20 protein-coding genes and 2 pseudogenes are annotated in these 25,558 nt (G+C 71.8%); 6 read left to right on the top strand and 16 right to left on the bottom strand.

The window, feature by feature from the left end; genetic code table 11:
* Nucleotides 1–76: 76 nt before the first annotated feature.
* The 5 genes from EV371_RS20770 to EV371_RS20750 form a co-directional block, all read right to left on the bottom strand.
* The gene (locus tag EV371_RS20770) at nt 77–1,684 is read right to left on the bottom strand and encodes a glucuronyl esterase domain-containing protein (protein WP_486484722.1); all 1,608 of its coding nucleotides are present in this window, start codon (nt 1,682–1,684) and stop codon (nt 77–79) included.
* Between the two features lie 272 nt (nt 1,685–1,956).
* On the bottom strand, nt 1,957–2,193 hold the full coding sequence (locus EV371_RS20765; RefSeq protein ID WP_130463524.1) for a preprotein translocase YidC: 237 nt from the start codon (nt 2,191–2,193) through the stop codon (nt 1,957–1,959).
* Nucleotides 2,194–2,292: 99 nt separating this feature from the next.
* Nucleotides 2,293–3,006, bottom strand: a complete 714-nt coding sequence (locus tag EV371_RS20760) for a hypothetical protein (RefSeq protein WP_130463523.1) — start codon at nt 3,004–3,006, stop codon at nt 2,293–2,295.
* A 274-nt stretch (nt 3,007–3,280) separates the two neighbouring features.
* Nucleotides 3,281–5,065, bottom strand: coding sequence for a gamma-glutamyltransferase family protein (locus tag EV371_RS20755; RefSeq protein WP_130463522.1), 1,785 nt, complete (start codon nt 5,063–5,065; stop codon nt 3,281–3,283).
* Between the two features lie 107 nt (nt 5,066–5,172).
* On the bottom strand, nt 5,173–6,444 hold the full coding sequence (locus tag EV371_RS20750; RefSeq protein ID WP_130463521.1) for a PEP/pyruvate-binding domain-containing protein: 1,272 nt from the start codon (nt 6,442–6,444) through the stop codon (nt 5,173–5,175).
* 105 nt (nt 6,445–6,549) lie between these two features.
* On the opposite strand from EV371_RS20750, the gene EV371_RS20745 reads away from it, so the two are divergent.
* Nucleotides 6,550–7,194: a transcriptional regulator gene (locus tag EV371_RS20745; RefSeq protein WP_207230557.1), complete on the top strand. Its 645-nt coding sequence runs from the start codon at nt 6,550–6,552 to the stop codon at nt 7,192–7,194.
* A 9-nt stretch (nt 7,195–7,203) separates the two neighbouring features.
* Nucleotides 7,204–7,806: a histidine phosphatase family protein gene (locus EV371_RS20740; protein WP_130463519.1), complete on the top strand. Its 603-nt coding sequence runs from the start codon at nt 7,204–7,206 to the stop codon at nt 7,804–7,806.
* Nucleotides 7,807–7,827: 21 nt separating this feature from the next.
* Here the strand turns inward: EV371_RS20740 and EV371_RS20735 are convergent, their stop codons facing one another.
* Entirely contained in the window at nt 7,828–9,831 is a 2,004-nt protein-coding gene (locus EV371_RS20735; RefSeq protein WP_130463518.1) for an ATP-binding cassette domain-containing protein, read from the bottom strand.
* 479 nt (nt 9,832–10,310) lie between these two features.
* Here EV371_RS20735 and EV371_RS20730 point away from each other — a divergent pair, with 479 nt between their 5' ends.
* The 3 genes and pseudogenes from EV371_RS20730 (at nt 10,311) to EV371_RS34460 (ending at nt 13,280) form a co-directional block, all read left to right on the top strand.
* Nucleotides 10,311–12,269, top strand: coding sequence for a PA14 domain-containing protein (locus EV371_RS20730; RefSeq protein WP_130463517.1), 1,959 nt, complete (start codon nt 10,311–10,313; stop codon nt 12,267–12,269).
* Nucleotides 12,266–12,622: a discoidin domain-containing protein gene (locus EV371_RS34465; RefSeq protein ID WP_486484721.1), complete on the top strand. Its 357-nt coding sequence runs from the start codon at nt 12,266–12,268 to the stop codon at nt 12,620–12,622. The genes EV371_RS20730 and EV371_RS34465 overlap by 4 nt, the downstream gene beginning before the upstream one ends.
* 101 nt (nt 12,623–12,723) lie before the next feature.
* A pseudogene (locus EV371_RS34460) lies at nt 12,724–13,280 on the top strand (3-keto-disaccharide hydrolase).
* Nucleotides 13,281–13,365: 85 nt separating this feature from the next.
* Here EV371_RS34460 and EV371_RS20715 read toward each other — a convergent pair.
* Together EV371_RS20715 and EV371_RS20710 are read right to left on the bottom strand one after the other, a co-directional pair.
* On the bottom strand, nt 13,366–13,824 hold the full coding sequence (locus EV371_RS20715) for a DUF1801 domain-containing protein (protein ID WP_130463516.1): 459 nt from the start codon (nt 13,822–13,824) through the stop codon (nt 13,366–13,368).
* 73 nt (nt 13,825–13,897) lie between these two features.
* The gene (locus EV371_RS20710; RefSeq protein WP_130463515.1) at nt 13,898–14,353 is read right to left on the bottom strand and encodes a carboxymuconolactone decarboxylase family protein; all 456 of its coding nucleotides are present in this window, start codon (nt 14,351–14,353) and stop codon (nt 13,898–13,900) included.
* A gap of 195 nt (nt 14,354–14,548) precedes the next feature.
* Between EV371_RS20710 and EV371_RS20705 the strand changes: the two genes are divergently transcribed.
* A complete protein-coding gene (locus tag EV371_RS20705; protein ID WP_486484720.1) occupies nt 14,549–16,795 on the top strand; it encodes an ATP-binding protein in 2,247 nt (748 codons plus the stop codon).
* 202 nt (nt 16,796–16,997) lie between these two features.
* On the opposite strand, the gene EV371_RS20700 is transcribed toward EV371_RS20705, so the two are convergent.
* The 8 genes and pseudogenes from EV371_RS20700 to EV371_RS20665 form a co-directional block, all read right to left on the bottom strand.
* Nucleotides 16,998–17,588 carry a DinB family protein gene (locus tag EV371_RS20700; RefSeq protein ID WP_130463513.1) on the bottom strand — a complete coding sequence of 197 codons (591 nt, stop codon included), beginning with the start codon at nt 17,586–17,588 and terminating at the stop codon, nt 16,998–17,000.
* A 112-nt stretch (nt 17,589–17,700) separates the two neighbouring features.
* Complete coding sequence (locus tag EV371_RS20695; protein ID WP_130463512.1) at nt 17,701–19,512, bottom strand: glycoside hydrolase family 15 protein; 1,812 nt, start codon at nt 19,510–19,512, stop codon at nt 17,701–17,703.
* Between the two features lie 84 nt (nt 19,513–19,596).
* Nucleotides 19,597–20,826, bottom strand: coding sequence for an oligopeptide:H+ symporter (locus EV371_RS20690; RefSeq protein WP_130463511.1), 1,230 nt, complete (start codon nt 20,824–20,826; stop codon nt 19,597–19,599).
* Between the two features lie 40 nt (nt 20,827–20,866).
* Nucleotides 20,867–22,101 (bottom strand): annotated as a pseudogene (locus EV371_RS20685) (IS3 family transposase).
* A gap of 33 nt (nt 22,102–22,134) precedes the next feature.
* Nucleotides 22,135–22,383, bottom strand: coding sequence for an MFS transporter (locus EV371_RS20680; RefSeq protein WP_486484719.1), 249 nt, complete (start codon nt 22,381–22,383; stop codon nt 22,135–22,137).
* 97 nt (nt 22,384–22,480) lie between these two features.
* Nucleotides 22,481–23,182 (bottom strand): VOC family protein, encoded by a 702-nt coding sequence (locus EV371_RS20675; protein WP_130463510.1) that lies wholly within the window; start codon nt 23,180–23,182, stop codon nt 22,481–22,483.
* A gap of 130 nt (nt 23,183–23,312) precedes the next feature.
* Nucleotides 23,313–24,383: a glycosyltransferase gene (locus tag EV371_RS33495; RefSeq protein ID WP_165436768.1), complete on the bottom strand. Its 1,071-nt coding sequence runs from the start codon at nt 24,381–24,383 to the stop codon at nt 23,313–23,315.
* Nucleotides 24,380–25,555, bottom strand: coding sequence for a 3-dehydroquinate synthase family protein (locus tag EV371_RS20665; RefSeq protein WP_165436767.1), 1,176 nt, complete (start codon nt 25,553–25,555; stop codon nt 24,380–24,382). The genes EV371_RS33495 and EV371_RS20665 overlap by 4 nt, the downstream gene beginning before the upstream one ends.
* Between the last annotated feature and the right edge of the window lie 3 nt (nt 25,556–25,558).

The following is a 25,558-nucleotide window of genomic DNA, read 5'->3' as shown; positions in this document are numbered from 1 at the left end:
GGACGACGCGCAGGGGCCCGGTGCGGAGGCTCGTCGCCCCCACACCGGGCCCGGGTGAAGCTCCGGAGCGTCGGAACTACCCGGCGGAGCAGGTCGGACTCATGCCCGACCCGGAACCGGACCCCTGGAAACCGAACTCGGCCGACTGGCCGGCGGCGATCGAGCCGTTGTAGCTGACGTTGGTGAACTGCACCGCACCGCTGCTTCCGCTGCGGTTGGCGTTCCAGACATTGGTGATGGTGGCACCCGACGGCAGCGTCATCGCCACGGTCCAGCCGTTGACCGGCGCGGAGCCGGCGGTGACCCGGACCGTGGCGACGAACCCGCCCGTCCACTGGTTGACCGACACCGTCGCCGAGCAGGCACCGGTGACCGGCGGAGTGGTCGGCGGTCGCGTGGTGGGTGGCGTGGTCGGCGGCGTGTTGGGCGGCGTGGTCGGCCCGCCGGTCGGTGGCGTGGTGGGTGGCGTGGTCGGTGGCGTGGTGGGCGGCGTGGTGGGACCGTCGGTCAGGATCGGGGTCTGCCAGTCCCGCCACTCGGCGAGGTTGCCGGCCTTCCGGCTGGAGATCCGCATCGTGCCCGCGGCGTTGCCCGTCTTCAGCAGGAACTTCTGGAGATTCTGCTGCAACGGCGTACGCCACTCGGATCGGACGGCGCAGTGGGTGCCGTCCTGGACGTCCGACCAGTAGGTGATGTTGTCACCGGCGCCGAGCGCCTTGTAGACCTCCGCACCGCCCAGGGCCGCCACGCTGCCCGACCGGGCGCCCAGCCAGTCGACGTGCGGGTTGTCCATGATGAAGAGCCCGCGCGGCGCCACCATGCCCACCATCTGGTGGGTGTCGATCGGCAGGCTGTTCGGGTTGCCGGTGAAGGAGCCGAACGCGTCTCCCAGCCACGGCTGCTCCGAGTAGGCGCTGCTCAGCGGCTGGGCTCCGCTCTCGGTGGCGATCGAACGGAAGGCGCCGACGCCGGCGCTGCCGGACTCGATCGGCATGGTCAGCGCGATGCGCTGGTCGAAGACGCCGATCGTGAAGGCGCCCTTGCCGTACCGGGAGCAGCCGGTGACGCCCATGGCGTCGGCCCGCAGGACGTTGCCGCCGGACTGTTCGATCACGTCGATGATCCGGCTCACGCCCCAGGCCCAGGCCATCAGGATTCCGGTGCTGCTGGATGCGCCGTAGATGCTGTAGAAGGCGCCCTGCTTGTTGTTCCGGGGGGTGCCCTCCCGGCCCACGGCCAGGGGGTCGAAGCTGATGGTGGCGACACCGGCGGACCGGATGGTCGAGGTGTCCGCACCGAAGCCACCCACGACGACGACGGCCGGGAAGGGGCCGGTGCCACTCGGCAGCTGGACGCCGGCCGAGAAGCTCGCGCTCCTGCCCTGGTCCGACACGTTCACCGTGATGCTGCTGCTCGACACCGTCCCGGTGACGCTGGCCGGCTTGGCGGGCTTCTGCCCGTAGACGTGGCGCTCCGCCAGCTCCCTGGTCTCGGCCCGCAGGCAGCGCCACTGCGACTTACTGGTGATGCGGGTACCGTCCATCTTCCGGAACGGGTCGGGCAGTCTGGAGTTGGATGTCGAAGATCCGGAGCCGGGCACGGGGCAGTCGGCGCCCTCGTCCTCGACGGCCGAGGCGGCCGCGACGACGTCGGCGGCCGCCTCGGCGGTGGTTGTTTTCGCCACTACAGTTACCGTTCCGACGGCCGCGAGCGCCGCTGCCGCGAGCGCGACGACCGTTGGACGGAGCTTAGAGCAGCCCGAGCTGATGGCCACCTGGGCTCTCCTTCCGGGTGGGGTGATGGTCCCGACGGACGGCGATCGACGATCGCCGATGTCAACATTGATAAGTTTCGAACAAAGCAGTGAAACATGTCAATGCTGCACCGGAGATACCCGATCTTGGCGTCCATCGTCACCCGGTGATCACAACCCCGCCCGCCTCGCTGGAAGCCGGCTCAGTGCACGGAATCGGGATGCCCCGTCGTCGCCGAGGTACCACCACTACCGCCCGACGCGCCACCGGCCATCCCGGAGCTGTCGTCCTCGGTGACGACGTCCGGCCGCTCGTCCGTACCCGACGGTGCCGGAACCTCCGTCTCGGCGACCACCTGCGTCAACCTGGCCTGGGCGTCCTCGTCCTCCGCGCGGTCCGGATCGACCGGCTGCTCACCCTGACGCGCTCGGTATCCCATGACCGCCTCCCTCGACGCACTTCCGGACGCGACGGCCAACCGCCGTTGCCCACGAGGGCCCGTCCGCGAGGTGCACTTACCCACGGCACCCCGGAACAGTCAGGCGAGCAGGGCCGGTCTCATCTCCGCGCCCAGATTGATCGCGCTCACCACCCGGTGACCGGTGGGGTCGTAGACGTCGATGTTGTTGTTGCGCCGCATCAGTTCCCGGGCCGGAGGCGGCAGCCGGGGCGGATCGTCCATGGCCGCGCGGATCTGCTGCGCGGTCGAGATCAACCGGTTGGCCAGGGCGGCGGCGTCGACATCGGCCCGGATCCGGCCGTACTCCCAGCCGGCGGCGGTGAGGTCGAGCACCTCGAACACGTGTCGCAGCAGCAGACTCGGGTCGGTCATCCGCACCAGCCGAGGCGCCCGGGTCCCGAGGATGGTGACCGCCCCGGCCACCTGCACGTACGGGTGGAAGCCGCCCGGCAGCGCCAGCAGCGGCCACCGCAGCTGCGGTCCGGCCTCCCGCCACAGCGGCCGGTAGTTCCGGCGGTCGACCACGAGCCGGCGACCGGTACGCCGGTACAGCTCGGTGGCCTGGGCGAGCAGGTCCGCGTGGGCCGCGTCGGCGAACTCCCGGATGACCCGGGCCGCCACCAGCAGCCCGTCGTCCCCGTCCAACAGCTGGGTGACCGCGTTGGCCTGGTCGGCGTACCGGACCTGCGCGCCAGCGCCGAACCGGTGCCGAAGGTCCGTCAGGAGCGCCTCCTGCCGGACCGGATCGTGCTGGATCTGCCCCCTGCCCAGCAGACGCCGGAACCACCGCATGTCGTCTCGTTTCAGCAGCCGACTGAAGAACCGCGGCAATGTTACAAGGTCCGGCCGGTGGAAGCGGGCAGCGGTGGCGTCCCGGCGGTTCGAGCCCGGATGGGCGTCCTGCCCGCGTCAGCCCCGCTGTCCCTTGTGGGAACGGCGGGGCCTCCTTGGCGCTGGATTCCAGGCGCACCACGGCACCGCCAAGCCTACCGACAGTCCAACCTTGACGATCTTCGCGGTAGGTCACCGTCCGGGCCAGCTGCCACAGGACCGACGGCCGCCCGGCCTAACGGCCGCAGGCGTACCCCTGCATGGCACGCGGGTTCGCTCCCGCCGAGAGCAGGCCGGTGCCCGGGTCGCGGGCCACGGCGCAGAGCCGGCCCAGGCTCCATGGGCCGGAGAGCCGTACCTCGTGCCCGTACCCGCGCAGCGCGGCCAGGACGTCCCGGTCCAGCCGCTCCTCCACCACCAGCACGCCGGGCTCCATGTCACGGGGATAGAAGGACTTGGGCAGGCTGACGGTGTGCCACGCGGGTGCGTCGATGGCCTCCTGGAGCGACTGACCGCCGACGAGATGGCGCAGCAGGAACGGCAACTGCCACTGGTCCTGCTGGTCACCGCCGGGTGTGCCACAGGCCAGTACGGGTTCGCCGTCGCGGTGCACCATGGTCGGGCTCAGCGTGGTACGCGGCCGGCGACCGGGGGCCAGCGAGGAGGCGAGCCCCTCCTCCAGCCAGAACATCTGGAGCCGGCTGCCCAGCGGGAAGCCGAGTTCCGGAATGGTGGGGGAGCTCTGCAGCCAGCCGCCGCTCGGGGTCGCGGAGATCATGTTGCCCCAGCGGTCGACCACGTCGAGGTGGCAGGTGTCGCCCCGGGTCACCCCGTCCGCCCGTACCGTCGGTTCCCCCGTCGTGGCGTCCAGACCGGCCCGCCGCGCGGCACCGGCGACGACCCGGGCGGGCAGCCGTGGTTCGGCGCCGCCGGGCCGCCCCGGCCGCAGTTCGGTCGACGCCCGTGCGCTGATCAGGGCCGCCCGATCCCGCGCGTACCCGGCGGAGAGGAGGAGCTTGCCCGGTACGTCGCCGTCGCCGTACCACGCCTCGCGGTCGGCGAACGCGAGCTTGAGCGCCTCGACCTGTGCGTGGATGCCGGCCGCGGTGGCCGGCTCGTACCCCCGGGGGTCGTCCAGCGCGTCGAGGATCGACAGCGTCTCCAGCAGCACCGGTCCCTGCCCCCAGAAGCCGGTCTTCGCCACCGAGTAGCCGTGCCAGTCGAGGGTGACCGGCTCCTCCCAACTCGCCGCGTAGGCCGCCATGTCCGCACCGGTGACGAGGCCGGCGTGCGGGCGCCCGCTGGAGTCCTGGAACGGTATCCGGCTGAACCGGTCGACCGCATCCGCGACGAAACCCTCGCGCCAGGCCCGGCGCGCGGCCTCGATCTCAGTCTCCCGGTCGGCACCGACCGTCCGGCCGGCGTCGACCAGCCGCCGCAGCGTCCGGGCGTAGGCCGGGTTGGCGAACATCTCACCCGCCATCGGGGGGCTGCCGTTGCGGAGCCAGAGCGCGGCGGAGGTGTGCCAGTCCTCCTCGAACAGGGACTGTACGGCTGCCACGGTCTCGCCGACCCGACCGACCAGCGGGTGGCCGGCGCCCGCGTACCCGATCGCCGGCTCCAGCACGTCGGCGAGGCGGAGCGTGCCGTGGTCGCGCAGCAGCAGGAGCCAGGCGTCGACGGCGCCGGGTACCACCGCCGCGAGCGGGCCGGAGCCGGGGACGAGTGCCATCCCGAGGGACCGGAAGTGCGCGATGGTGGCGCCGGCCGGCGCCGGACCCTGCCCGCAGAGCACCCTCGGGGCCGGGTCCCGGACCGTCGCCACGATGGCCGGCACCTCACCGCCCGGACCGTTCAGATGCGGTTCCACGACGTGCAGGACGAATCCGGCGGCGACCGCCGCGTCGAAGGCGTTGCCGCCGCGTTCGAGGACTCCCATCGCCGTCTGGCTGGCGAGCCAGTGTGTCGAGGACACCATGCCGAAGGTCCCCTGCAGGGTTGGCCTGGTCGTGAAGGTCATCGCACCATCTCACTCGAACCGGTGGCCCGGACGTCGGGCCGGGGTACCGTCCGACCCGCGAGGACCTGCTCGCGGGCCCGTCTCAACCGTTGGCCGGGATGCCCGACCTACCCTGTCAGCCCGACGCGACCGCCGCTCCCGTCGACCTCGACCGCCGCGCCGTCCGGCAGGGCCGTCATCGCGCCCGGAACCGCCAGCACGGCCGGCAGGCCCTGCTCGCGCGCCACGATCGCGGCGTGCGAGAGCAGGCCGCCGGTCTCGGTGACCACCGCGGCGACCACGCCGAACAGCGGTGTCCAGGCCGGGTCGGTGGTCCGACACACCAGAACGTCGCCGGGGCGTACCCGGCCGAAGTCGCCGGGGCCGTGGACCACGCGCGCCGGTCCGACGGCGACGCCGGGGCTACCGGGGGTACCGGTCAGGGCGGTGCCCTCCGCCGTACGGCCCGACGGCGCGCTCGATGGTGCAGCGGTCCATGGTGCAGCGGTCGGCCGCGCGGCGCTCGGCGGTGCGGCGCTCGGCGGTGCGGCGGTGACCGGGCGGGCCTGGAGGAGCCAGATCCGGCCGTCGGCGATCGCCCATTCGATGTCCTGCGCCCCGCCCAGCAGGTCCGCCGTGTCGCGACCCAGTTTCGCGAGCCGGACGACCTCCTCGTCGGTGAGACAGCAGCGCTGCCGGTCGGCGGACGGCACCTCGCGGGTGACGACCCGGCTGCCCACCCGGTCGATCCGCCGGTCCTTGCCGCCGAGCGACCGGTGCGCGAGCGTGTCGCCGGACACCGTCCACGAGTCCGGGGTGACCAGGCCACCGACGACGCTGGCGCCCAGCCCCCACGACGCCTCGATCCGGATGTCCGTCCCGGTGAACATCACCCCCGCGACGTCGGCGTCCACCAGGCGCTGCACCAGCACGGCGACCGTCGGCGCGCCGGTGGAGACCGCCGCCGCCCGCCGGCTTCGGTAGGCGACGGCACGCTCGGACCACAGGGAGGCCCAGCAGCGGCGTACGGCTTCGGCCACCGGGCCGGACCCGCGGACTCCGAGGACGGTGTCGTGCTGTCCCGCCGCCGTGGCCTCGGCGGTGTCCTCGCCGCTCGCCGAGGAACGGACGGCGACGTAGCCCTCGCCCGGGGCTCCGACGAGCCGGTCGAGCGCGCCGGAGATCGAGTCGACCAGCGCGGGGGCGAGGGGCAGCCGCTCGATCAGCCGCCGCGCGGTGCCGGCGTCGGCGAGATCGAGTCCGGCGACCGCCTTCTCGTAGGCGGCCGTCGGCACCACGAACCCGGGCGGTACCGGCAGTCTCGCCCCGAGGAGCCGGGCAAGCACGGCGGCCTTACCGCCGGATGTCGCGGATTCGGCGTCAGCCAGGTCGATGAGCACCGCTTCTCCCTGCCGGACCGCTCCCGGACCGGATATCTCCGCCGACTCTACCCCGGGCGGGTGCCAGCGTTGACGTCCGGCGTACGGACCTAAATGCTCACTGCCATGACGCACGCCTCAACGCCGGACCTGCTCGTCCTGCACGCCGTCCGGGTGACCGGGATGGCCGACGACGCCACCGTCTCCCGGCGTACCGGCCTCGACCAGGAGACGGTCTCCGAACTGCTGAAGGACTACGAGGCCTACGGCTGGGTGACGCACGCGGAGTTCGCGGGTACCGGTGGGTGGACGCTCACCGAGCGGGGCCGGGCCGAGGATTCCAGGAGGCTCGCCGAGGAGCTGGACCGGGCCGGTGCCCGGACCGTCGTGCAGCGGGCGCACCAGGAGTTCGAGTCCCGCAACGGACGCCTGGTGCAGGCCTGCACCGACTGGCAGCTGCGACCCAGCCGGGACGACCGGCTGGCGGCCAACGACCACAGCGACCCGGAGTGGGACGGCCGGGTCCTCGACGAACTCGCCACGCTCTCCGGGGACCTGACCCGGCTGGTCGCCGGGCTGGCCGCGGTACTGGCCCGATTCGGCGGGTACGACGAGCGGTACTCCGCCGCCCTGGCACACGCCCGGGCGGGGCGGCGGCAGTGGGTGGCCGGCGTCGGTGTCGCCTCGTGTCACGCCGTCTGGATGGAGTTGCACGAGGACCTGCTCTCGACGCTGGGTATCCCGCGCGGCGCGGAGCGGGGCGCCGGGTAGGTTCCTGCCGTGGCGACTCGACACCTGTACGTGGCGCGACACGGCGCGGCGGACGCGTTCGGCGAACTCAAGGACGCCGGACGCCGGCAGTCGGCCCTGCTGGGCGAGCGACTCGCCGGCCTGCCGATCGACCACATCTGGCACTCGCCGCTGCCCCGGGCCACGGCCAGCGCCCACGAACTGGCCCGACATCTGCCCGGGGTGCCGGTGGCCGAAGCCCCCGAACTCGTCGACCACGTGCCGTACGTGCCCGGCCCGGCGGAGATGCCCCGGGGCTGGGCCGGCTTCTTCGACGGCTACGACGAGGCGGAGGCCACCTCGGGCAGCGGCCTGGCCGACGCGCTGCTGGCCCGGTTCGCGACGGTGCCGGAGCCGGGCCGCCCGGACAGCTACGAGGTGCTGATCACGCACGCGTACCCGATCGCCTGGCTGGTCCGCGCTGCGCTGCAGGCCCCGCCGGTCCGGTGGCTCAGCCTGGACAGCGCCAACACGGGACTCACGGTCATCGAGTACCGCACCGGCCTGGCACCCACCCTGGTGATGTTCAACGACCTCAGCCACCTCCGGGGCGATCTGCGCTGGACCGGAGTCCGGGCCGACGGACGGCCGTGATCTCGCCCGGCGGGCGGGCCCTCACGCCGACGCGGTCTCCGTCTCCAGGGGCAGCGCCGCCGGGGCAGCCGGGCCGGCGTCGTAACCGGCGGCCTGCAGGGCGAACAGTTCGGCGTACCGGCCGCCGGTGGCCATCAGTTCGTCGTGGGTGCCGGCCTCGACCAGCCGGCCGTGGTGCAGCACGTAGATGCGGTCGGCGTGGCGCACGTTGGCCAGCCGATGGGTGATCAGGATCGTGCTGGCCCGGCCCTGCCGGTCGCGGATGGCCTGGAACAGTGCGTTCTCGGCCCGCGGGTCGAGGGCGGACGAGGGCTCGTCCATGATCAGCAGGTCAGCGTCGCGCAGGAAGCCGCGGGCGGCGGTGATGCGCTGCCACTGCCCGCCGGAGAGGTCCTGTCCGTTGGCGAAGGTGCGGTCCAGCAGGGTGTCGTACCCGTGTGGCAGCTCACGGATCATGTCGTGCGCGACGGCGCGGGCGGCCGCGGCCTCGATGCGGTCCTGGTCGGGATCGGTGGCGATGCCACCGATCGCGATGTTGGTCGCGGCGGTGAACGGCCACTTGTGGTAGTCCTGGGTGACGACCGCGATCCGGGCGCGTAGCTCGTCGATGTCCCAGTCCCGCAGCGGCCGGCCGTTGTAGCGGACCGTTCCGCCGGTCGGGGTGCGCAGGGTGGCGATCACGGCGGCGAGGGTCGACTTGCCGGAGCCGTTCTCGCCGACGAAGGCCACCGTCTGCCCGGCACCGATGGTGAGGCTCACGCCGTCGACGGCCGGGTTGCCCCGGTCGGGGTAGCGCAGGCTGACCGCCTCCACGGTGATCTCACGCAGCCGGCCGCCGGCTGTCGTGATCTCACGCAGCCGGCCGCCGGCTGCGGCGTGCGTCGCCGTCACCCCGGTGGGCGGGAGGTACTCGGCGGCCCGGTTCATGAAGCCGGTGTAGTCGCGGAAGTGCTGGCCCTCGGTGTACACCCGGTCCACCTGGAAGGTGACCACGGACAGGGAGCGTTGCGCGGACTGCACGGCGATCACACAGGTCGCCGCGGCGGCGAGCGGGATCTGGCCGTCGACGAGCAGCAGCCCGAGCAGGACGTAGACCGCGGCCGTCGCGATGCCGCCGACCATCGCCCCGACGGTGGTGGTCGTGGTGACCCGCCGGGCCAGGGCGAGCTGGATGGCGGTCTCCACCCCCATCACCCGGTCGTACTGGTCGAGCAGGAACCGGCGCAGCCCGTACGCCCGCAGCTCCGGTGCCGACGCCCGCTCGGCCATCAGGCGGTGCAGCAGCCAGAGCCGGCGCCGACGGACCGAGCCGGCCGCGTAGGTCTGGTACCGCAGGTGACCGGCCCGCAGTGCCGCCCATGCGTTGGGCACCGTCGCGACCAGCAGCGCCACCAGCAGCAGCGGGTGGACCACGACGACGGCGACCGCCACGGCGAGCAGTCCGGCCAGCCCGGCGAGCAGGTTCATCGACGACTGCACCAGGTCGGTGGTGGAGTCCGCGCCACGGGATGCGCGCTCCATGTCGTCGGCGAACGCGTCGGCGTCGAACGCCTCCAGCCGGACCGCGGTGGTCACCTCGAACAACCCTCGTTCCACCTCCCGGTCCACCTTCGGAGCGAGCCCGTTCTGCGCGTACCCCATCGCGGTCGCCATTCCCGCCCGCAGTGTGGTCACCGCGGCGAGCGCGACCAGCGCGGGCAGGGCCGCCATCACCTTGTCCCCGGTGGGTCCGCCAGCGAACAGCTCCACCAGCACCCGCTGGGCGGCGAGCAGTCCGAACGCGGACATCACCCCCGCGCTCACCGTCGTGGCCGCCACCACCGACGTGCGGACCCGGTCGGCCCGCCAGCTCACCACGAGTGCGGCCCAGACCAGGCGGGGGAGTTCGGCGAAGACGGCGAACAGGCCCGCCTGGGCCCGTGCCCGCACTCCGGTCTCCCACCACATCTCCCGCAGTTCCGGCAGGACCGAGTCCGGCGGCGCCGGGTCGGGCGGGGTCGCTGTGCGGCGGTCCGTCGTGCGCATCGGGTACCTCCGGATCAGAAGCGGCGGTTCCGGTGCTTCCGAGGCGCAGCGGCGATCCGGCCGGCCGGCCGGTGGTGACGTCGGGGCGACCGGAGGGCATGGATGGACCGTAGGGCGAGCTCAGCCCGACACGCCCGCAGCGCCCGGCGCTGAAATTGGCGCGAACGCCAACACCAGCTCCGACGGATTTTTGACACTGACATCGTGTCGACACGACCCGAACTTTTGTCGAACGTTATGAAAGTTGGGGGATCGGCGATGAAACATCTGGACATCTAAACATAACGATCGTAGGGTTTGCCCACCAGGCAGCGGCGTGCCCGGTCAGCCATCGGACCCATCGTCCCGGTCGGCCATCACGGCGCGCGCCGCCGAGCGGTCTGCCGTGCCGTGACGGTGCGCCATCGTCCCGCTCACCCCTGGGAGGAAACGTGTTCCCACCACCCCGACGCGCGCGTCTACCCATCCTGGGCTCGGTCATGGCCCTGCTCGCCGTCGCCGCGGTGTGCCTGCCTGCCGGCGCCGCCACGGCCGCCCCGCCGCCGCAGGAGCCCGGTGTCACCCTGCGAGTGTTCGACCTGCAGGTGCCGCTGAACAACCTCTGCACCCTCAAGGCCGCGCAGACCCCCAACGTGGACAGGTTGATGCCGGTGGTCGACTGGACGAGCGCGGCCGACTTCGGCTTCGAGGACCATTTCCTGGCCCAGGCGCTCGGCAACCTCAACATCGCCCAGGCCGGCAGCTACACCTTCCGGCTGATCAGCGACGACGGGTCGCGGCTGCTGGTCGACGACGCCGTGGTCGTCGACCACGACGGGCTGCACGGACCGGACCCGAAGGACGGCACCGTCGTCCTCACCACCGGCTACCACTCGCTGCGGATCGACCACTTCGAGCGCGACGGCGGCCAACAGTTGACGCTGCAGTGGCGCACGCCCGGCTCGACGTCGTTCGTGACCGTGCCCAACTCGGTGCTGAGCACCGACGCCGGTGTCGTCCGGGTGACCGCGCCCGGCCGCAAGGAGTGTGAGGCCAGCGGTGACTCGCCCGGTGACGGGCTGCCGCTGAACGCCGTACATCCCGGCTACACCCTGACGAACCTGCGGCCCAGCGGCTTCGAGCCGCAGGTGACCGGCTTCGACTGGCTTCCGGATGGACGCCTCGCGGTGCTGACCTGGGGCGGTTCGCTGACCACCGCCGGCGAGGTCTGGCTGCTGGACAACGTCACCGGCAACACCGGCCCGGCCCAGGTGACCCGGACCCGGGTGGCCAGCGGGCTCCGGGAGCCGATGGGCATCAAGGTCGTCGACGGCAGGATGTACGTGTCGGAGAAGCACCGGTTGACCGAACTGAACGACACCGACGGCGACGGGGTGACCGACACCTACCGGACCGTCGCCACCTGGCCGTTCGGCGGGAACTTCCACGAGTTCGGGTTCGGGCTGCTCTACGCCGACGGGTTCTTCTACCTGAACCTCTCGGTGTCGATCAACTACGGCGGCGCCACCACGAACCCGCAGCCGGCGGGAAACCGGGGCACCACCATCAAGGTGAACCGGAGCACCGGCGCGGTGTCGTACCTCGCGGGCGGGCTGCGCACCCCGCACGGCATCGGCTGGGGGCCGGAGAAGGGGCTCTTCGTCACCGACAACCAGGGTGGCTACCAGCCGGCGTCCAAGCTGTTGCACATCAAGCAGGACCGGTTCTTCAACCACTACCTCAACCCGGCCGGGCCGTTCGACGACAACCCGGTGACCCCACCGGTCATCTGGTTCCCGCAGAACGAGATCGGCAACTCGCCGAGCACGCCGGTGATGATGACCGAGGGCGTCTTCGCCGGACAGATGGCGATCGGCGACGTGACGTACGGCGGCCTCCAGCGGGCGTACCTGGAGAAGGTCAACGGTGAGTACCAGGGCGCGCTGTTCCGGATGACCCAGGGGCTGGAGGCCGGCGTCTCCGAGGTCAGCGTCGGCCCGGACGGCGCCCTTTACACCGGCGGCCTGCACGGTGGCGGAAACTGGGGCCAGGAGGGCAAGCTGAGCCACGGCCTACAGAAGATCACCCCGAACGGCAGTACCGGTTTCGACATGCTGGCGATGCGGGCCCGGTCGAACGGGTTCGAGATCGAGTACACCAAGCCGATCTCGGCGGCGACCGCGACCGGGCTGGCCTCGAAGTACCGGGTAAAGCAGTGGCGGTACGTCCCGACCGCCGCCTACGGCGGGCCGAAAGTGGACGAGGAGACGCTGCCGGTCTCCTCGGCGACGCTGTCGGCGGACGGCCGGAAGGTCACCCTGGTCGTCGACGGACTCAAGGCCGGCCGGGTGGTACACGTCCGCTCGCCCCGGCCGTTCAGCGCGAGCGACGGCCAGGCGCTGTGGAGCACCGAGGTCTGGTACACCCTCAACGCCATCCCGGCCAGACGCCACCGGTGAACCTCGCACTCGGCAAGCCGGCCACGGCGGACAGTTCCTGCTCGGCGACGGAGCGCCCGGCGAAGGCCGTCAACGGCACCACCACCTCGGGCAACCTCGACAAGTGGTGCTCGTCGGGGTCGAACCGGTGGTTGCGGGTCGACCTCGGCGTCGTCCGGAGCGTGCACCGGGTCGTGCTCCGGCACGCGGGTGCCGGCGGTGAGAACGTCGCCTGGAACACCCGGGACTTCGCCGTCCAGGTCAGCACCGACGGTACGGCCTGGAGCACGTCGCGAGCGTCACCGGCAACACGGCGAACGTCACCACGCACGACATCCCGGCCGCCCAGGCGGGGTACGTCCGGCTCGCCGTGAGCGCGCCGACCAGCAGCACCGACAACGCGGCCCGGATCTACGAGTTCGAGGTGTACGGCTCCGGCGGTGCCGACCGGATCACGCTCTTCGACGGGACCACCATGAACAACTTCCAGCAGGCGAACGGGGCCGCCCCGACCTGGCCTCTGGGCAACGGCGGAGTGGAGGTGTCCGGCGGCGACGTCTGGAGCCGGCAGAGCTTCGGCGACTTCAGGCTGCACGTCGAGTTCTGGCTGCCGAACCTGCCTTCCGACGTCACCGGGCAGGCCCGGGCGAACAGCGGCATCTATCTCCAGGACCGGTACGAGTTGCAGGTGCTCGACTCGTACGGCGACACCACCCGGCCACCAACGAGTGCGGCGCCATCTACGAGAAGCTGGCGCCGAGGGTGAACGCCGCGACCGCACCACAGACCTGGCAGACCTACGACGTGACATTCCGCGCCGCCCGGTTCGGCCCGTCCGGGGCCAAGACGGAGAACGCCAGGGTGACCGTCGTGTGGAACGGCGTCACCGTGCACGACAACGCCGAGATCGACGGGCCGACCGGCGGCGGAGCCCCGGAGGGGCCCTCGGTGGGCCCGATCCGTCTCCAGGACCACGGCGACCCCGGCCCCAACCTCTTCTACCGGAACATCTGGGTCGAACCACTCAACTGACCGGTCCCGCTGCACCGCCGGTCCACCGGCGACCGGCGGTGCAGCCGGCGGCCCCCCGGCACGGCCGTGTGCCGGCTGGCGGCCCTCAGCCAACCGCCCGCCGCACGAGCGCGCCGATCCTCGCCTCCTCGTCGGCGGTCAGCTCGGTCAGGGCGAAGTAGGTCGGCCACATGTCGCCCTCGTCGAGCTTCGCCTCGGCGCTGAAGCCGAGCATCGCGTACCGGGTCCTGAACTTCGCCGCGCTCTGGAAGAAGCAGACCACCTTGCCGTCGAGGGCGTACGCGGGCATTCCGTACCAGAGCTTCGGCCGCAGGCCCGGCGCGTCGGCCTTGATCACGTCGTGCAGTCGCTCGGCGATCACCCGGTCGGACCCCGACATGTCGGCGATCTTCGCGAGTACGTCGCCCTCCGGGTCGGCCTTGGCGCCCCGCCGAGCGCCCGCCTTCAACTCCCGGGCGCGCTCCTTCAACGCCGCCCGCTCCTGCTCGGTGAAACCGTCGCGCTGTCCACCGTTCGTGGCGGTGGTCCTGGTCCTGGTCGACATGACAAACCTTCCTGTCTGTGATCGTTCGGCGTCGGGTGGTACTGGTCGCGGGGTACTGTCCGGTGGAACCCGGTCACCACCTGCCGGCAGGCTGCCGGGTCGGTGCGTTGAGCCGGTTGAACGCGTTGGCGATCGCGATGTTGAGCAGCAGCGCGGCCAGTTCCTTCTGGTCGAAGTGCGTGGCGGCCTCGTCCCATACCGGGTCCGGCACCGGATCCGGCCGGTCGGCGAGCCGGGTCACGGCCTCGGTCAGCGCCAGCGCGGCACGCTCCTCGGCGCTGAACCAGGGGGTCTGCCGCCAGGCGGCGACGGCGTACACCTGTTCGTCGGTCGCGCCGTGCCGCCGGGCCTGGTGGGCGCCCCCGGCCACGCACGGGCCGCAGCCGTTGATCTGGCTGGCTCGCAGGTGGCTCAGGGCCAACAGCCGGCCGTCCAGCCCGGCATCCACGACGGCCCGGTTGACCGCCATCAGGGCCTCCATCGCCTCCGGGAGCAGGACCGCCGGGTTCGGCATGCGCTCGGTCGACATCTCTTCTCCTTCGTCCCGCAGCGCCCGTCCCTCGGCGTTCAGCCGGGCGTGTCGCTGACCGGAGTCATCCGACCATCGGCGCACCGGCATCCGCCCGGCCCGTGGGACACCGTGGGACAGCCCGCACCCCCGCTACCAGCGCAAACACCCCACCGATCCGTCGTCGGCGCGGCGGGACAGGGTACGGTGTCGCAGGTGTCCGGCCCCCAGGATCGACTGGTGGCTCAGCTCGCCCGAATCAAGGAGCTGAGCGGACTCAGCCTGCGCGCCCTCGCCCGCCAGACCGGTCTGAGCAGCTCGTCGCTGTCCCGCTACCTGACCGGCCGGCTCGTGCCGCCCTGGCAGGCCGTCGTGGCGCTGTGCCGGGCCGTGGGCCGCGACCCCCGGCCGCTGCGACCGGTCTGGGTCGAGGCGACCAAAGCCGGCCCGGCACCCGCCCCGCGTCGCAACGACCTGCCGGCCGACCTCTTCGACTTCACCGGCCGGCAGGCCGAGTCCGCGCTGGTCGAGGAGATCCTGGGCAGCGCCGGCGCGGTCACGATCGACGGCATGGCGGGCGTGGGCAAGACCAGCCTGGCCGTGCATGTGGTCCATCGGCTCGCCCCGGCATATCCAGACGGCGGGCTCTACCTCGACCTTCAGGGCTTCACCCCGGGCCAGGAGCCGCTGGAGCCGCACACCGCGCTGGGCCGGCTGCTGGGCGCGTTGGACGTCCCGCACGCCCCGGCCGGCACCCCGGAACGCACCGCGCTCTGGCGGTCGGAGCTGTCCCGGCGACGAGTGCTCGTGGTCCTCGACAACGCGGTCGACGCGGAGCAGGTACGTCCGCTGCTTCCCGGCGCGGGCAAATCGGCGGTCCTCATCACCAGCCGGCAACGGCTGGTCAGCCTGGACGGGGTGCCGCCGGTGTCCCTGGCGCCACTGACCGACGTCGACGCGGCGCAGCTGTTCGGCCGGGCGGCCGGGCTCGCACTCGGCGCGGAGGAGGCGGTCGGCCAGGTGCTGCGGCAGTGCGACGGGCTACCGCTGGCGCTGCGGATGGCGGGTGCCCGGCTCCGGCACCGCCCCGGCTGGACCGTGGCGGTGCTCGCCGAGCGGCTGCGCGTCACCCCCGGCCGCTTCGACGCCGTCTTCGGCATGTCCCTGCAGCAGCTCGACGCCGTGCAGCGCCGTACCTTCCGACTGCTCGGTGTGCTGCCGGGCGCCGACTTCGACGCGGCGGTGGTGGGCGCGCTGACCGAGATGCCGCCGGACCGGGTCGGCGCGGCGCTGGAGGAGCTGGTCGACGCCCACCTGGTCCAGGAGCCCTCGCCGGGGCGGTACCGGATGCACGACCTGATCCGGCAGTACGCGGCGGACGTCGCCGCCGACGAGGAGCCGCGGGCCGAAGCCGCCCTGCGCCGGGCCCTGACGCACTACCTGGCGCAGGCCGTCGCGCACGATCGGACACTGCCCTCGCCGCACCGCCCGCAACCCTCGCCGGGAGATCCGGCGCAGGCCATGGCCTGGTTCGACCTCGAGTACGTCAACCTGGTCGCCTGCTTCGACGCCGCGGTGCGGCTTGGCCAGGACGAGGTGGTGGCCGAGCTGCCGCAGGCCATGCGCGTCTGGTTTTTCCGGCACCGCGGAACCGACGACCAGGCACGCCTGCTCGAAGCCGCGGCGGCTGCGGCGGCACGTCTCGGCCGCGACCGGGAGCGCGCCGCGCTCCTCGCGGACCTCGGTCACACCCACGCCGCCGCCGGCCGCCTCACCGAGGCGCTCGCCGCCTACGAACTGGCCGAGCGGTCGGGACCGGATGACGACCTCGCCGGGGCGCTGGCCCTGCGCACCGGCTTCGTGCGCCGGGATCTCGGCGACCTCGAGGCGGCACAGGCGCACTTTCGGCGGGCCCGCCAGCTGTTCGAGAAGACCGGGCGTCGACCGGGGCAGTCCCAGGCGCTGGCCTTCGACGGATGGGTGACACTCCACCTCGGGCGGCCCGGCGAAGCCGTCGAGCTGGCCCGGGCCTCGGTCGCGCTGGCCGAGGGGCCGGCCCAGATCACCGGGCTGGTCACCCTCGGCGTCGCGCTGGCGGCGGACGACCCGACGGAGTCGCTGCGCACGCTGCACGAGGCGTTACACCTGTCCGAACAGCACGATCTCCGACACAACCAGGCGTGGTGTCACAACTACCTCGGTGTCGCGCTGCGGATCATGGGTTCACCCGAGCGGGCGCTCGAACACCACCGGCGCGCCTTCGAGCTCCTGGAACCGTTGGCCGAGGTGCAGATGGAAATCGACTTTCTGCACACCTACGCCGAGACGTGCCGCGCGGCGGGGCGCGGTGCCGAGGCGCTGGCGCTGCTCGACCGAACCATCGAGCTCGCGCGTGAGCTGCACCGGCCCTACGACGAGGAGCGCGCCCGTGCGGCACGAGAGATCGTCCGGGCCGCCTGCTGAGCCGCCGGGTGGCCGCCCCGGTGCCCCGTGCAGGCCGCCGGCCCCCAGCTTCCCGGGGATTGGGGTGCATTACCGCCTCGATCGTGCCACGCCGAAACTCGATCTGGCGGCGGTCTCACCTCGCGGTATCCGTTCTGCGGCCGATCGGGTTGGATACCGCGGCTGAAGGATCGACGAGGAGACCGGCGACGGGACCGGGTGGCTAACCGAACCGGTCGGCGAGCTTCGTCAGCTTGGTGACGTACGCCGGCCAGTCGTAGTCGTCGGGGACGTTGGTGTTTTCCCGCCGCAAGCCGACCGCGCTGTCGTGCTGCTCGCGCATGATGTCGGCCTGACCGGCGTGCCGGGTGATGTCGCAGATCACGTGCACGATGACCCGGTGCAGCGTGACGTCCTGCCGACCTGGCCGCCACCACGGCACCCGCCCGGGCGCGTCGAGCGGTAGCTGTTCGATCGTCCGATCCGCGAAGACCCCGACCCGCCGATACAGGTCGATCAGCCCATCCTTCGTCTCGTCCTCCGATGCGTACCAGTCCGCCTGCGGGTCCTCCTCGTACGCCTGCACGGGTACCAGTTCCTCAGGTGTCGGGAACTCTCGCCCGAAGGTGGGCCCGAAGTAGCCGGCTTCGACATGGAGGCAGTGCTTGAGGACCCCCAGCAGGTTGTTGCCGGTCGCGGTGCGGGGCATCCTGGCCTCGCGCTCGCTCAGCCCGTCCAGTTTCCAGATCAGGTCCTCGCGAGTCGCCTGCAGGTAGTGTCGCAGCGCGGCCTTCGGGGCGCCGAGGTCAGTCATGCCTCCCAGTCTTCCCCATCCGGCCGAGCCGTTCGTGCGGGGTGTCGCCGCACCGCGACGCCCCGGTGGCTGAGATGGTCAGCGGGCAGCGACGCGGGGCACCAGCGGTTCACTAGGCATGCGCGTGCTGTTCCTCGGCGCTCGCCGAGGTGCGGGTGGTGGTGCCGCTCAGTTGGCGCGCCGAGTTGACCAGGCCGACGAGACTGAAGGCCTGCGGGGTGTTGCCGAGGTGGCGCCCAGTCACCGGGTCGTACTCCTCGGCCAGCAGCCCCACGTCGTTGCGGAGGTCGAGCAGCCGCCCGAAGAGCGCCGTGGCCTCCTCCTGGCGGCCGATCCCGTGTAGGGCGTCGACCAGCCAGAAGGTGCAGGCCAGGAAGGCGCCCTCGGTGCCCGGCAGGCCGTCGACATTCTCGTCCTGCTGAGGGTGGTAGCGCAGCACGAAACCGTCGGTGCAGAGTTCCCGTTGAATGGCGTCGACCGTGCCGATCATGCGTTGGTCGTCCCAGGGCAGGAAGCCCACCCGGGGTAGGAGCAGCAGCGCGGCGTCGAGCCCTCGGGAGCCGTAGAACTGGGTGAACGTGTTGCGGTCCGCGTCGAAGCCGCGCTGGCAGACCTCGGTGTGGATCTCGTCCCGCACCGCGCGCCACCGATCGATCGGCCCGTCCAGGCCGTGGTGTCGCACGGCGGCGATCGCCCGGTCGAACCCCGTCCAGGCGAGGACCTTGGAGTGGACGAACTGCTGGCGAGGGCCGCGTACCTCCCAGAGGCTGTTGTCGGGCCGACGCCAGTTTCCTTCGAGAAAGTCGAGCAGCTCCCGCTGCACCTCCCAGGCGGTTTCCATCGGGTCGATCCCGGCCTCGCGGCCCAGGTGCATGCCCTCCAGTACCTCTCCCCAGACGTCGAGCTGGAACTGGTCGGCGGCGGCGTTACCGATCCGGACCGGTTTGGCGCCCTCGTAGCCGGAGAGCTCGTCGATCGTGTACTCGGGCAGCCGGCGGGCGCCGTCGAGACCGTACATGATCTGTAGCTTGGCGGGGTCCCCGGCGACCGCCCGCAGCAACCACTCCCGCCATGCCTTTGCCTCCTCGGCGAAGCCGGTGCCGAGCAGCGCCTGGAGGGTGAAGGTGGCGTCCCGCAGCCAGCAGTAGCGGTAGTCCCAGTTGCGGGGACCGCCGAGTTGCTCCGGCAGCGAGGTGGTGGCTGCGGCGACGATGCCGCCGGTCGGAGCGTAGGTGAGCGCCTTCAGGGTGATCAGGGCACGGCGTACCGCCTCCGGCCACCGTCCCCGGTAGCTGCAGTGGCCGATCCACTGGGTCCAGAACTGTTCGGTCTCCGCCACCGCCCGGTAGGCGTCCACCGGTTCCGGACGGGGCAGATGCGACGGCCGGTAGGTGAGCACGAACGGCACCCGCTGTCCGGCGCGTACGGTGAAGTCCGCGATGGTGGATCGGGAGGTCCCGCCCAGTTCGGTGTCGGTGGACAGCCACACGGCGTCCGGTCCGGCGATCGCGCCGAGATCGCCGCCGTGGCGGCGGACCCAGGGTGCGACCTGGCCGTAGTCGAACCGCAGCCGCATCTGCATCCGCATCGGCACGGCACCGGAGAGCCCTTCGACGATACGTACGACGTCGGCGGCCCGGCCTCGCGGCGGCATGCAGTCGATGACCCGGACCGAGCCCTCCGGGGTCTCCCATTCGGTTTCCAGGATGAGGGTCTCGCCCCGGTAGCGACGCCGGGTGGCGTGCCCGCCGGCCGCCGGGGCGATACGCCAGTGCCCGGCGCTGTCGTCGTGCAGCAGGGCGGCGAAGCACGCGGGTGAGTCGAAGCGGGGCAGGCACAGCCAGTCGATCGAGCCGTCGCGGCCGACCAGTGCGGCCGTCTGCAGGTCACCGATCACGGCGTAGTCCTCGATGAGGCCGGGCATCCGGCGTCTCCTTCCGGTCGGGTCCCAGGTGTTGGCGGGTCGGGCTCGGCACGGCCAGTATCGCCCCGACCGGCCGGGCCCGGCTCAGCGGACGCCGCCCATGAGCCGGCGCAGCAGCGGGCTGAGCATGGCGAGGACGATGCCGAGCGCGATCGCGACACCACCCAGAACGCCGAAGTAGGCGGTCTCGTGCGACTCGTCGTAGTAACCGGCGAGGGTGCCGGACAGGGCGGTGCCGAGGGCGACCGAGAGGAAGAACAGCGCGACCATCTGGGTGTGGAACGCTCGGGGGGCAAGCTTGGTCGACAGCGACAGGCCGACCGGCGACAGCAGCAGCTCGGCGACGGTGAACCCGAACAGGATGCCGACCAGCGCCAGCAGCGGCGCACTGTTCGGACCACCGCCGGCCAGCGGCAGGAAGAGCAGGAACGCCAGGCCCATCAGGATCGTACCGGCGGCGAACTTGACCGGGGCCGACGGCTGGCGCGGCCCGAGTCTGGTCCACAGCGCGGTGAACAGGCCGGCGAGCAGGATGATGAAGACCGGGTTGATCGACTGGACCCAGGAGACCGGCATCTGCCAACCGAGGATGTGCCGGTCCAGCCGGGTGTCCGAATAGATGGTGACGACGGTGAACTGCTGCTGGTACAGCGACCAGAAGGCCGTGCTGGCGACGAACATCGGGATGAACGCGAACACCCGCCGCCGTTCGGTCCCGGTGATCGCCCTGCTGGTCAGGATCACCACGAAGTACGCCACCGCGGCGAGCGCGCTCAGGACGACGACGATCGCGGACAACCGCCGCGCCGGGAGCATTCCCGCGACGACGAGTACGGCGACGAGCCCGAGCGCTATCGCGGCACCGACCGCGACCAGTGGCCGGCGTGCGGCGGGCAGCGGATTGGGCACCTCCCGGGCGGCGCCGGTCAGCCGGCCACGGCCGAGCGCGTACTGCGTCAGCCCGGCCACCATGCCGACGGCGGCCAGGCCGAACCCGTAGTGGAAGCCGACGCTCTTCTGCAGCAGACCGGTGGCCAGCGGCCCGGCCAGGGCACCGAGGTTGATGCCGAGGTAGAACAGCGAGAAGCCGGCGTCCCTGCGGTGATCATCCTCGGCATAGAGGGATCCGACGAGTGAGGTCGCGGTGGCCTTCACGCCTCCGCTGCCGAGCGCGATCTGGATCAGGCCGACGCCCACCCCGATCAGCCCGGGCAGCACCGCCAGGGAGAGATGGCCGAGCATGACCAGAATCGCGCTGTAGAACAGCACCCGCTCGGCACCGAACAGCCGGTCGGCCAGCCAGGCGCCGAGCACGGTGGAGAGGTGTCAAGCCCCGGGTTTGATGGAGAGTTGGTTAGCTGGTTTCCAGGGGTGCGGTGACCGGCTGGGTCATCGCGTGTAGTGCCTCGTGCTCGGCGGGCGGGACGTGCCCGAGCTCGCCGTGTAGGCGCCGGTTGTTGTACCAGTCGATGTACTCGACGGTGGCCATCTCCAGGTCGTCGAGTCCACGCCACGGGCCTTTGTTGCGGACGAGTTCGGCCTTGTACAGGGAGTTGAACGCCTCGGCCATGGCGTTGTCGTAGGAGTCGCCCTTGGAGCCGACCGAGGCGACGGCGCCGGCCTCGGCCAGCCGCTGGGTGTAGCGGATCGCTCGATACTGGACTCCCCGGTCGGAGTGGTGGACCAGTCCGCCCAGGTCAGCGCCTTGATTCTCGCGGCGCCAGATCGCCATCTTCAACGCGTCGAGGGCCAGACCGGTGTAGAGACTCGTGGACACCTGCCAGCCGACGATCATGCGGGAGTGCACGTCGAGGACGAACGCGGCGTACACCCAGCCCACGCTGGTGCGCACGTAGGTCAGGTCCGCGACCCACAGCTGGTTCGGCCCGGCTGCGGTGAAGTCCCGTCTGACCAGGTCAGCAGGGCGGCTGGTCTCGGCTGCCGGGCGGGTCGTGCGTGGCGACTTGTCGCGCAGCAGCCCACGCAGCCCGGACTCACGCATCAGCCGCTCGACCGTGCACCGGGCCACCCGCACCCCTTGGCGGTGCAGCTCGTGCCAGATCTTGCGGGCGCCGTAGACGCCGTAGTTGGCCGTGTGGACCTGCTCGATCATCGCGGTCAGCTCCTCGTCGCGCCGACAGCGGGCGCTGGCGGGGCGGGTCTTGGCGGCGTAGTAGGTCGACGGTGCGATCTGCGCCGGCGTGTCTTCGAGCGCCCGCAGGACCGGCTGGACACCGTGTTCGGCCTTCTGGGAGTCGACGAAGTCGACCTTCATCGCGACGGACGGTCCAGCTCCGCCGCGAAGAAACTCGCCGCGGACTTCAGGATCTGGTTCGCCCGCCGCAGCTCACGCACTTCCCGTTCCAGGGCGGCGATGCGTTCGGCGTCGCCGCTGGTGGTCCCCGGCCGCTGCCCGGCGTCGGTCTCGGCCTGCTTCACCCACGTGCGCAACGCCTCCGGATGAACCCCGAGCTGACCGGCGATCCGCCGGATCGCCCCGACCGCGGACGCCGGATCCCGGCGGGCCTCGACCGCCAACCGGGTAGCACGCTCACGCAGCTCATCGCTGTACTTCTTCGGTGCCGGCATCGCTAGTGTTCCTCCCAGGTTTCGATGTCTCCATCAAACCCGGTGCGGAACAAGGTACACCAGCCCGCCGTACGCCCCGACGATGCTGGTCGCGGTGTCCCGGTTGATTCCGAGCCCGCCCTCCGCACTTGTGTAGTACAGGTAGATGAGCAGGATGCCCTGCATGCCGTAGAAGGAGAACCGTTCCCAGAGTTCGACACCGAACAGGTTCGCCAGCATCCGTGGCTGTCCGAAGAACGTCTTCTCCGCCCTGGGCGGCGGCGTGCGATCGACCCCGGTCATGCCGTGCCCCTACCCGCCTCGCCCGGACACTATGCGACGTTCCACCGCCGTTGTCGGGTGGCCAGGGATCGGGACGCACCGGGCGGGCCGGCTGCGGTCAGTCCTGTCGCACGCAGAACTCGTTGCCGTCCGGATCGGCCAGCACCACGGCGCCATCGTCGGCGACCTCCAGCCGGGTGGCGCCGAGGGACACCAGCCGGTCGACCTCGATCCGCTGGTCACCGCCGGCCGGAACGAGCTCGAAGCGCTGCCGGTTCCGGCCGGTCTTCGGGGCCACCGGCGGGCCTCCCCACGCGACCTTCGTGCCGCCCAGTGGTGACTGGATCGCGGTCTCCTGGTTCTGGTCCCACACCAGCGGCCAGCCCAGCGCCTCGCTCCAGAAGAGGCCGACCTCCCGGGTGCCGTCGCAGGCGAGCTCTCCGAGCAGGCCGCAGTCGGCAAGGAAGGCGTTGCCGGGCTCGATCACGCAGAACTCGTTGCCCTCGGGGTCGGCCAGGACGATGTGCCCCTCCTCGGGGCGCTGCCCGACATCGAGATGGCCGGCACCGAGTTCCAGGGCCGTCGCCACCCGCTGCTGCTGCCCGATGTCGTCGCTGGTCAGATGGAGGTGCAGCCAGTTGAGCCCCACCCTTCCCGCGCGGCTCGGCACGAACCTGAGACCGAGCTGTCCGTCCTCGCCGGGCAGGACCGGGCCACCGGCCCCGTCGACGATCTCCCGGGACAGCATGCCGGCCCAGAACCGCGCCAGGCGGGCCGGGTGCTGCGCATCGAAGGTCACCGTCAGCGGTCGTGGAAGCACCCTCGCACGATAGGCACCCGTCCCCGGGACGACAAGGCACTTTGCCGAAGCTGCCCCCCTACGGGGTTCACCGGCGGACAAGGGCGTGATCCGCGGGTTCATGCCGGCTACGGCAGCTCCGCAGGCAGCGTCATCCGCCGTACGGCCGGTCCGGTGTCTCGTCCCACTCGAACGCCGGGTCGTCGGTCCAGCCGAAGCCGGTGAAGATCCGGTCCGGCCGCCCCAGCTGCAGCGCGGCGACGAACTCGCCGAGGTCGAAGGACCAGTCGAGCAGGGCGCAGGCGGCGGCCTCGGCGATCGCGGCCGGCGATTGGTCGGTCGGGCCGAGCCGCTCGCGGGTGTCCCGGACGAGGAGCACGGCGGCGACCAGCGGCACCAGCAGGGCGGTACGCCCCCGGGAGCGCCGGAGTCCGGGCAGCGCCGCCGCAGCGGCCATCATCAGCGCTCCGACCCGGTTCAGCTTGGGCCGGCCCCGCTTCGGGTGGACGTCGAGCAGCCACTGCCCGGACCGTCCGTAGGTGACCAGTCGCCGGCTCACCGTGCCGAGCGAGTCGGTACTGCCCTTGTCGTGCACGACCACCGCCGCCGGGTCGCAGGCGATCGTCCAGCCCGCCTCGGTGAGTCGGATTCCCAGGTCCACGTCCTCGCCGCCGACGACGGTCAACGGGCGTTCGGCGAAGCCGCCGACGGACTGGAACGCGTTCTTGCGGACGGCCAGGTTGCAGGTCGTGGCCCAGCCGACCCGACGGCACCGGGCGGGCCACTCGAACGCGGCGTTGAGTAGCCGGGAGCGGCGCATCACCCGGAAGACGGCGGTTTCCGCCCCCGCCACGTAGGTCGGTCCGGCCACCGCGCCGACCTCGGGCTGGGCGGCCCGCAGGGTCTTCAGGTGCCGCTGCAACAGGTCCGGGGTGGCCAGGCAGTCCGAATCGATGAAGAGCACCAGATCGTAGTTTGCCAGCCGCACCCCCAGGTTGCGCTTGGCGCCGACGTGCCGGGGCCCGAGGACGTACCTCGCGTCGTGCTCCGCGCACTGGGCCCGGTGCAGCCGGGCGTCGGCCGGGGGCGAGTCGTCCACCACCAGCACCTGCACCGGTTCCGGGCAGAACGCGATGGCCTCGCGCAGGCTGGACAGCAGTGCCCGGGTCTCGTGGACCCGGCCCTTGACCGGTACGACGACCGAAAGACCCCGTTCCGTCACCTCGGCACCCCACTTCGCTCTCCGGAGGCCGCCCGGGCCCCCGTGCCCCGGATCACCGTGTCCAGGGCGCCCATCACCTCTGCCACGGGTACCGGCACCAGCGGGCGCCCGTCCTCGCCCCGCACCGGTCGGCCCGGGCCGTCGAGCAGCACCATCAGCACCTCGTCCGGCGCGCAGCCGGCGTAGCCGCGTTTGTTGTCGGCGGTCAGCGCCCGCAGCACGGCCGCCCGGTCGAGCCGGCGGAACCGGTCGCCGGCCTCCGGCAGCCCGAGCAGCGCGGTCAGCCCGTGGTGTGCCTCGACGGTGTCCTGGTCCAGCCCGTACCTGCGGCGGCCCAGTTCGGCCGCGACGAGCATGCCCCAGGCGACCGCCTCGCCGTGCCCGACCGCGCCGGCCGAGGCGAACTCGACGGCGTGCCCGACGGTGTGGCCGTACTCGAAGACCACGGCCGGGCCCCGCTCGTGCGGATCGCCGACCAGGTACGGCTGCTTGGCCTCGATCCCGATCTCCAGCAGCTCGCGCAGCGCGGCCATCGGGCGGTGCCGCAGCTCGGTCATCGCCCGGACGAACCGCTCGCGTTCTCCGGGGACCGCGACCAGGATGTTCTTTGCCATCTCGGCGAGACCGGTGTGCAGGTTGCCCTGCGGCACGGTACTCAGCCAGCGCAGGTCGCAGGCGATCAGCGAGGGCGGGAAGTAGGCGCCGCAGAGGTTCTTTCCGGCCGGCAGGTTGACCCCCTGCTTGAGCGAGATCACCGCGTCGAACGCCGCGACCGGGGTGGTCGGGGCGTGCACCAGCCGGGTGCCCCGGTAGAGCAGCGCGGCGGCGAGTCCGGCGACGTTGCCGACCGTCCCGCCGCCCATCGCCAGGATCGCCGAGCGGCGGGTGAGCTTCCGTTCGGTGGCGTACTCCAGGATGGCCTGTACGGAGTAGAGCGTCTTGTGCGCCTCGACCGCGTCCAGGGTGAACGTCTCGACCCGCAGGTGCCGGGCGAGCGGGACGGTCAGCCGGCCCGCGTGGTCCTTCACCTGCCGGTCGGCGACCACCAGCACCGCGTCGGCGTCGGCGAGCCGGGCCGCGACCGTGTCGACCAGTTCCGGTAGGCAGTCGGCGCCGTACCGGTAGGGAACCCGGATGTCGCCGAAGACCAGATCTCGCTCGGTCAGCGTCATCGG

Source organism: Plantactinospora sp. CNZ321 (assembly GCF_004217235.1).
This window is presented reverse-complemented; position numbering and strand designations above follow the sequence as displayed.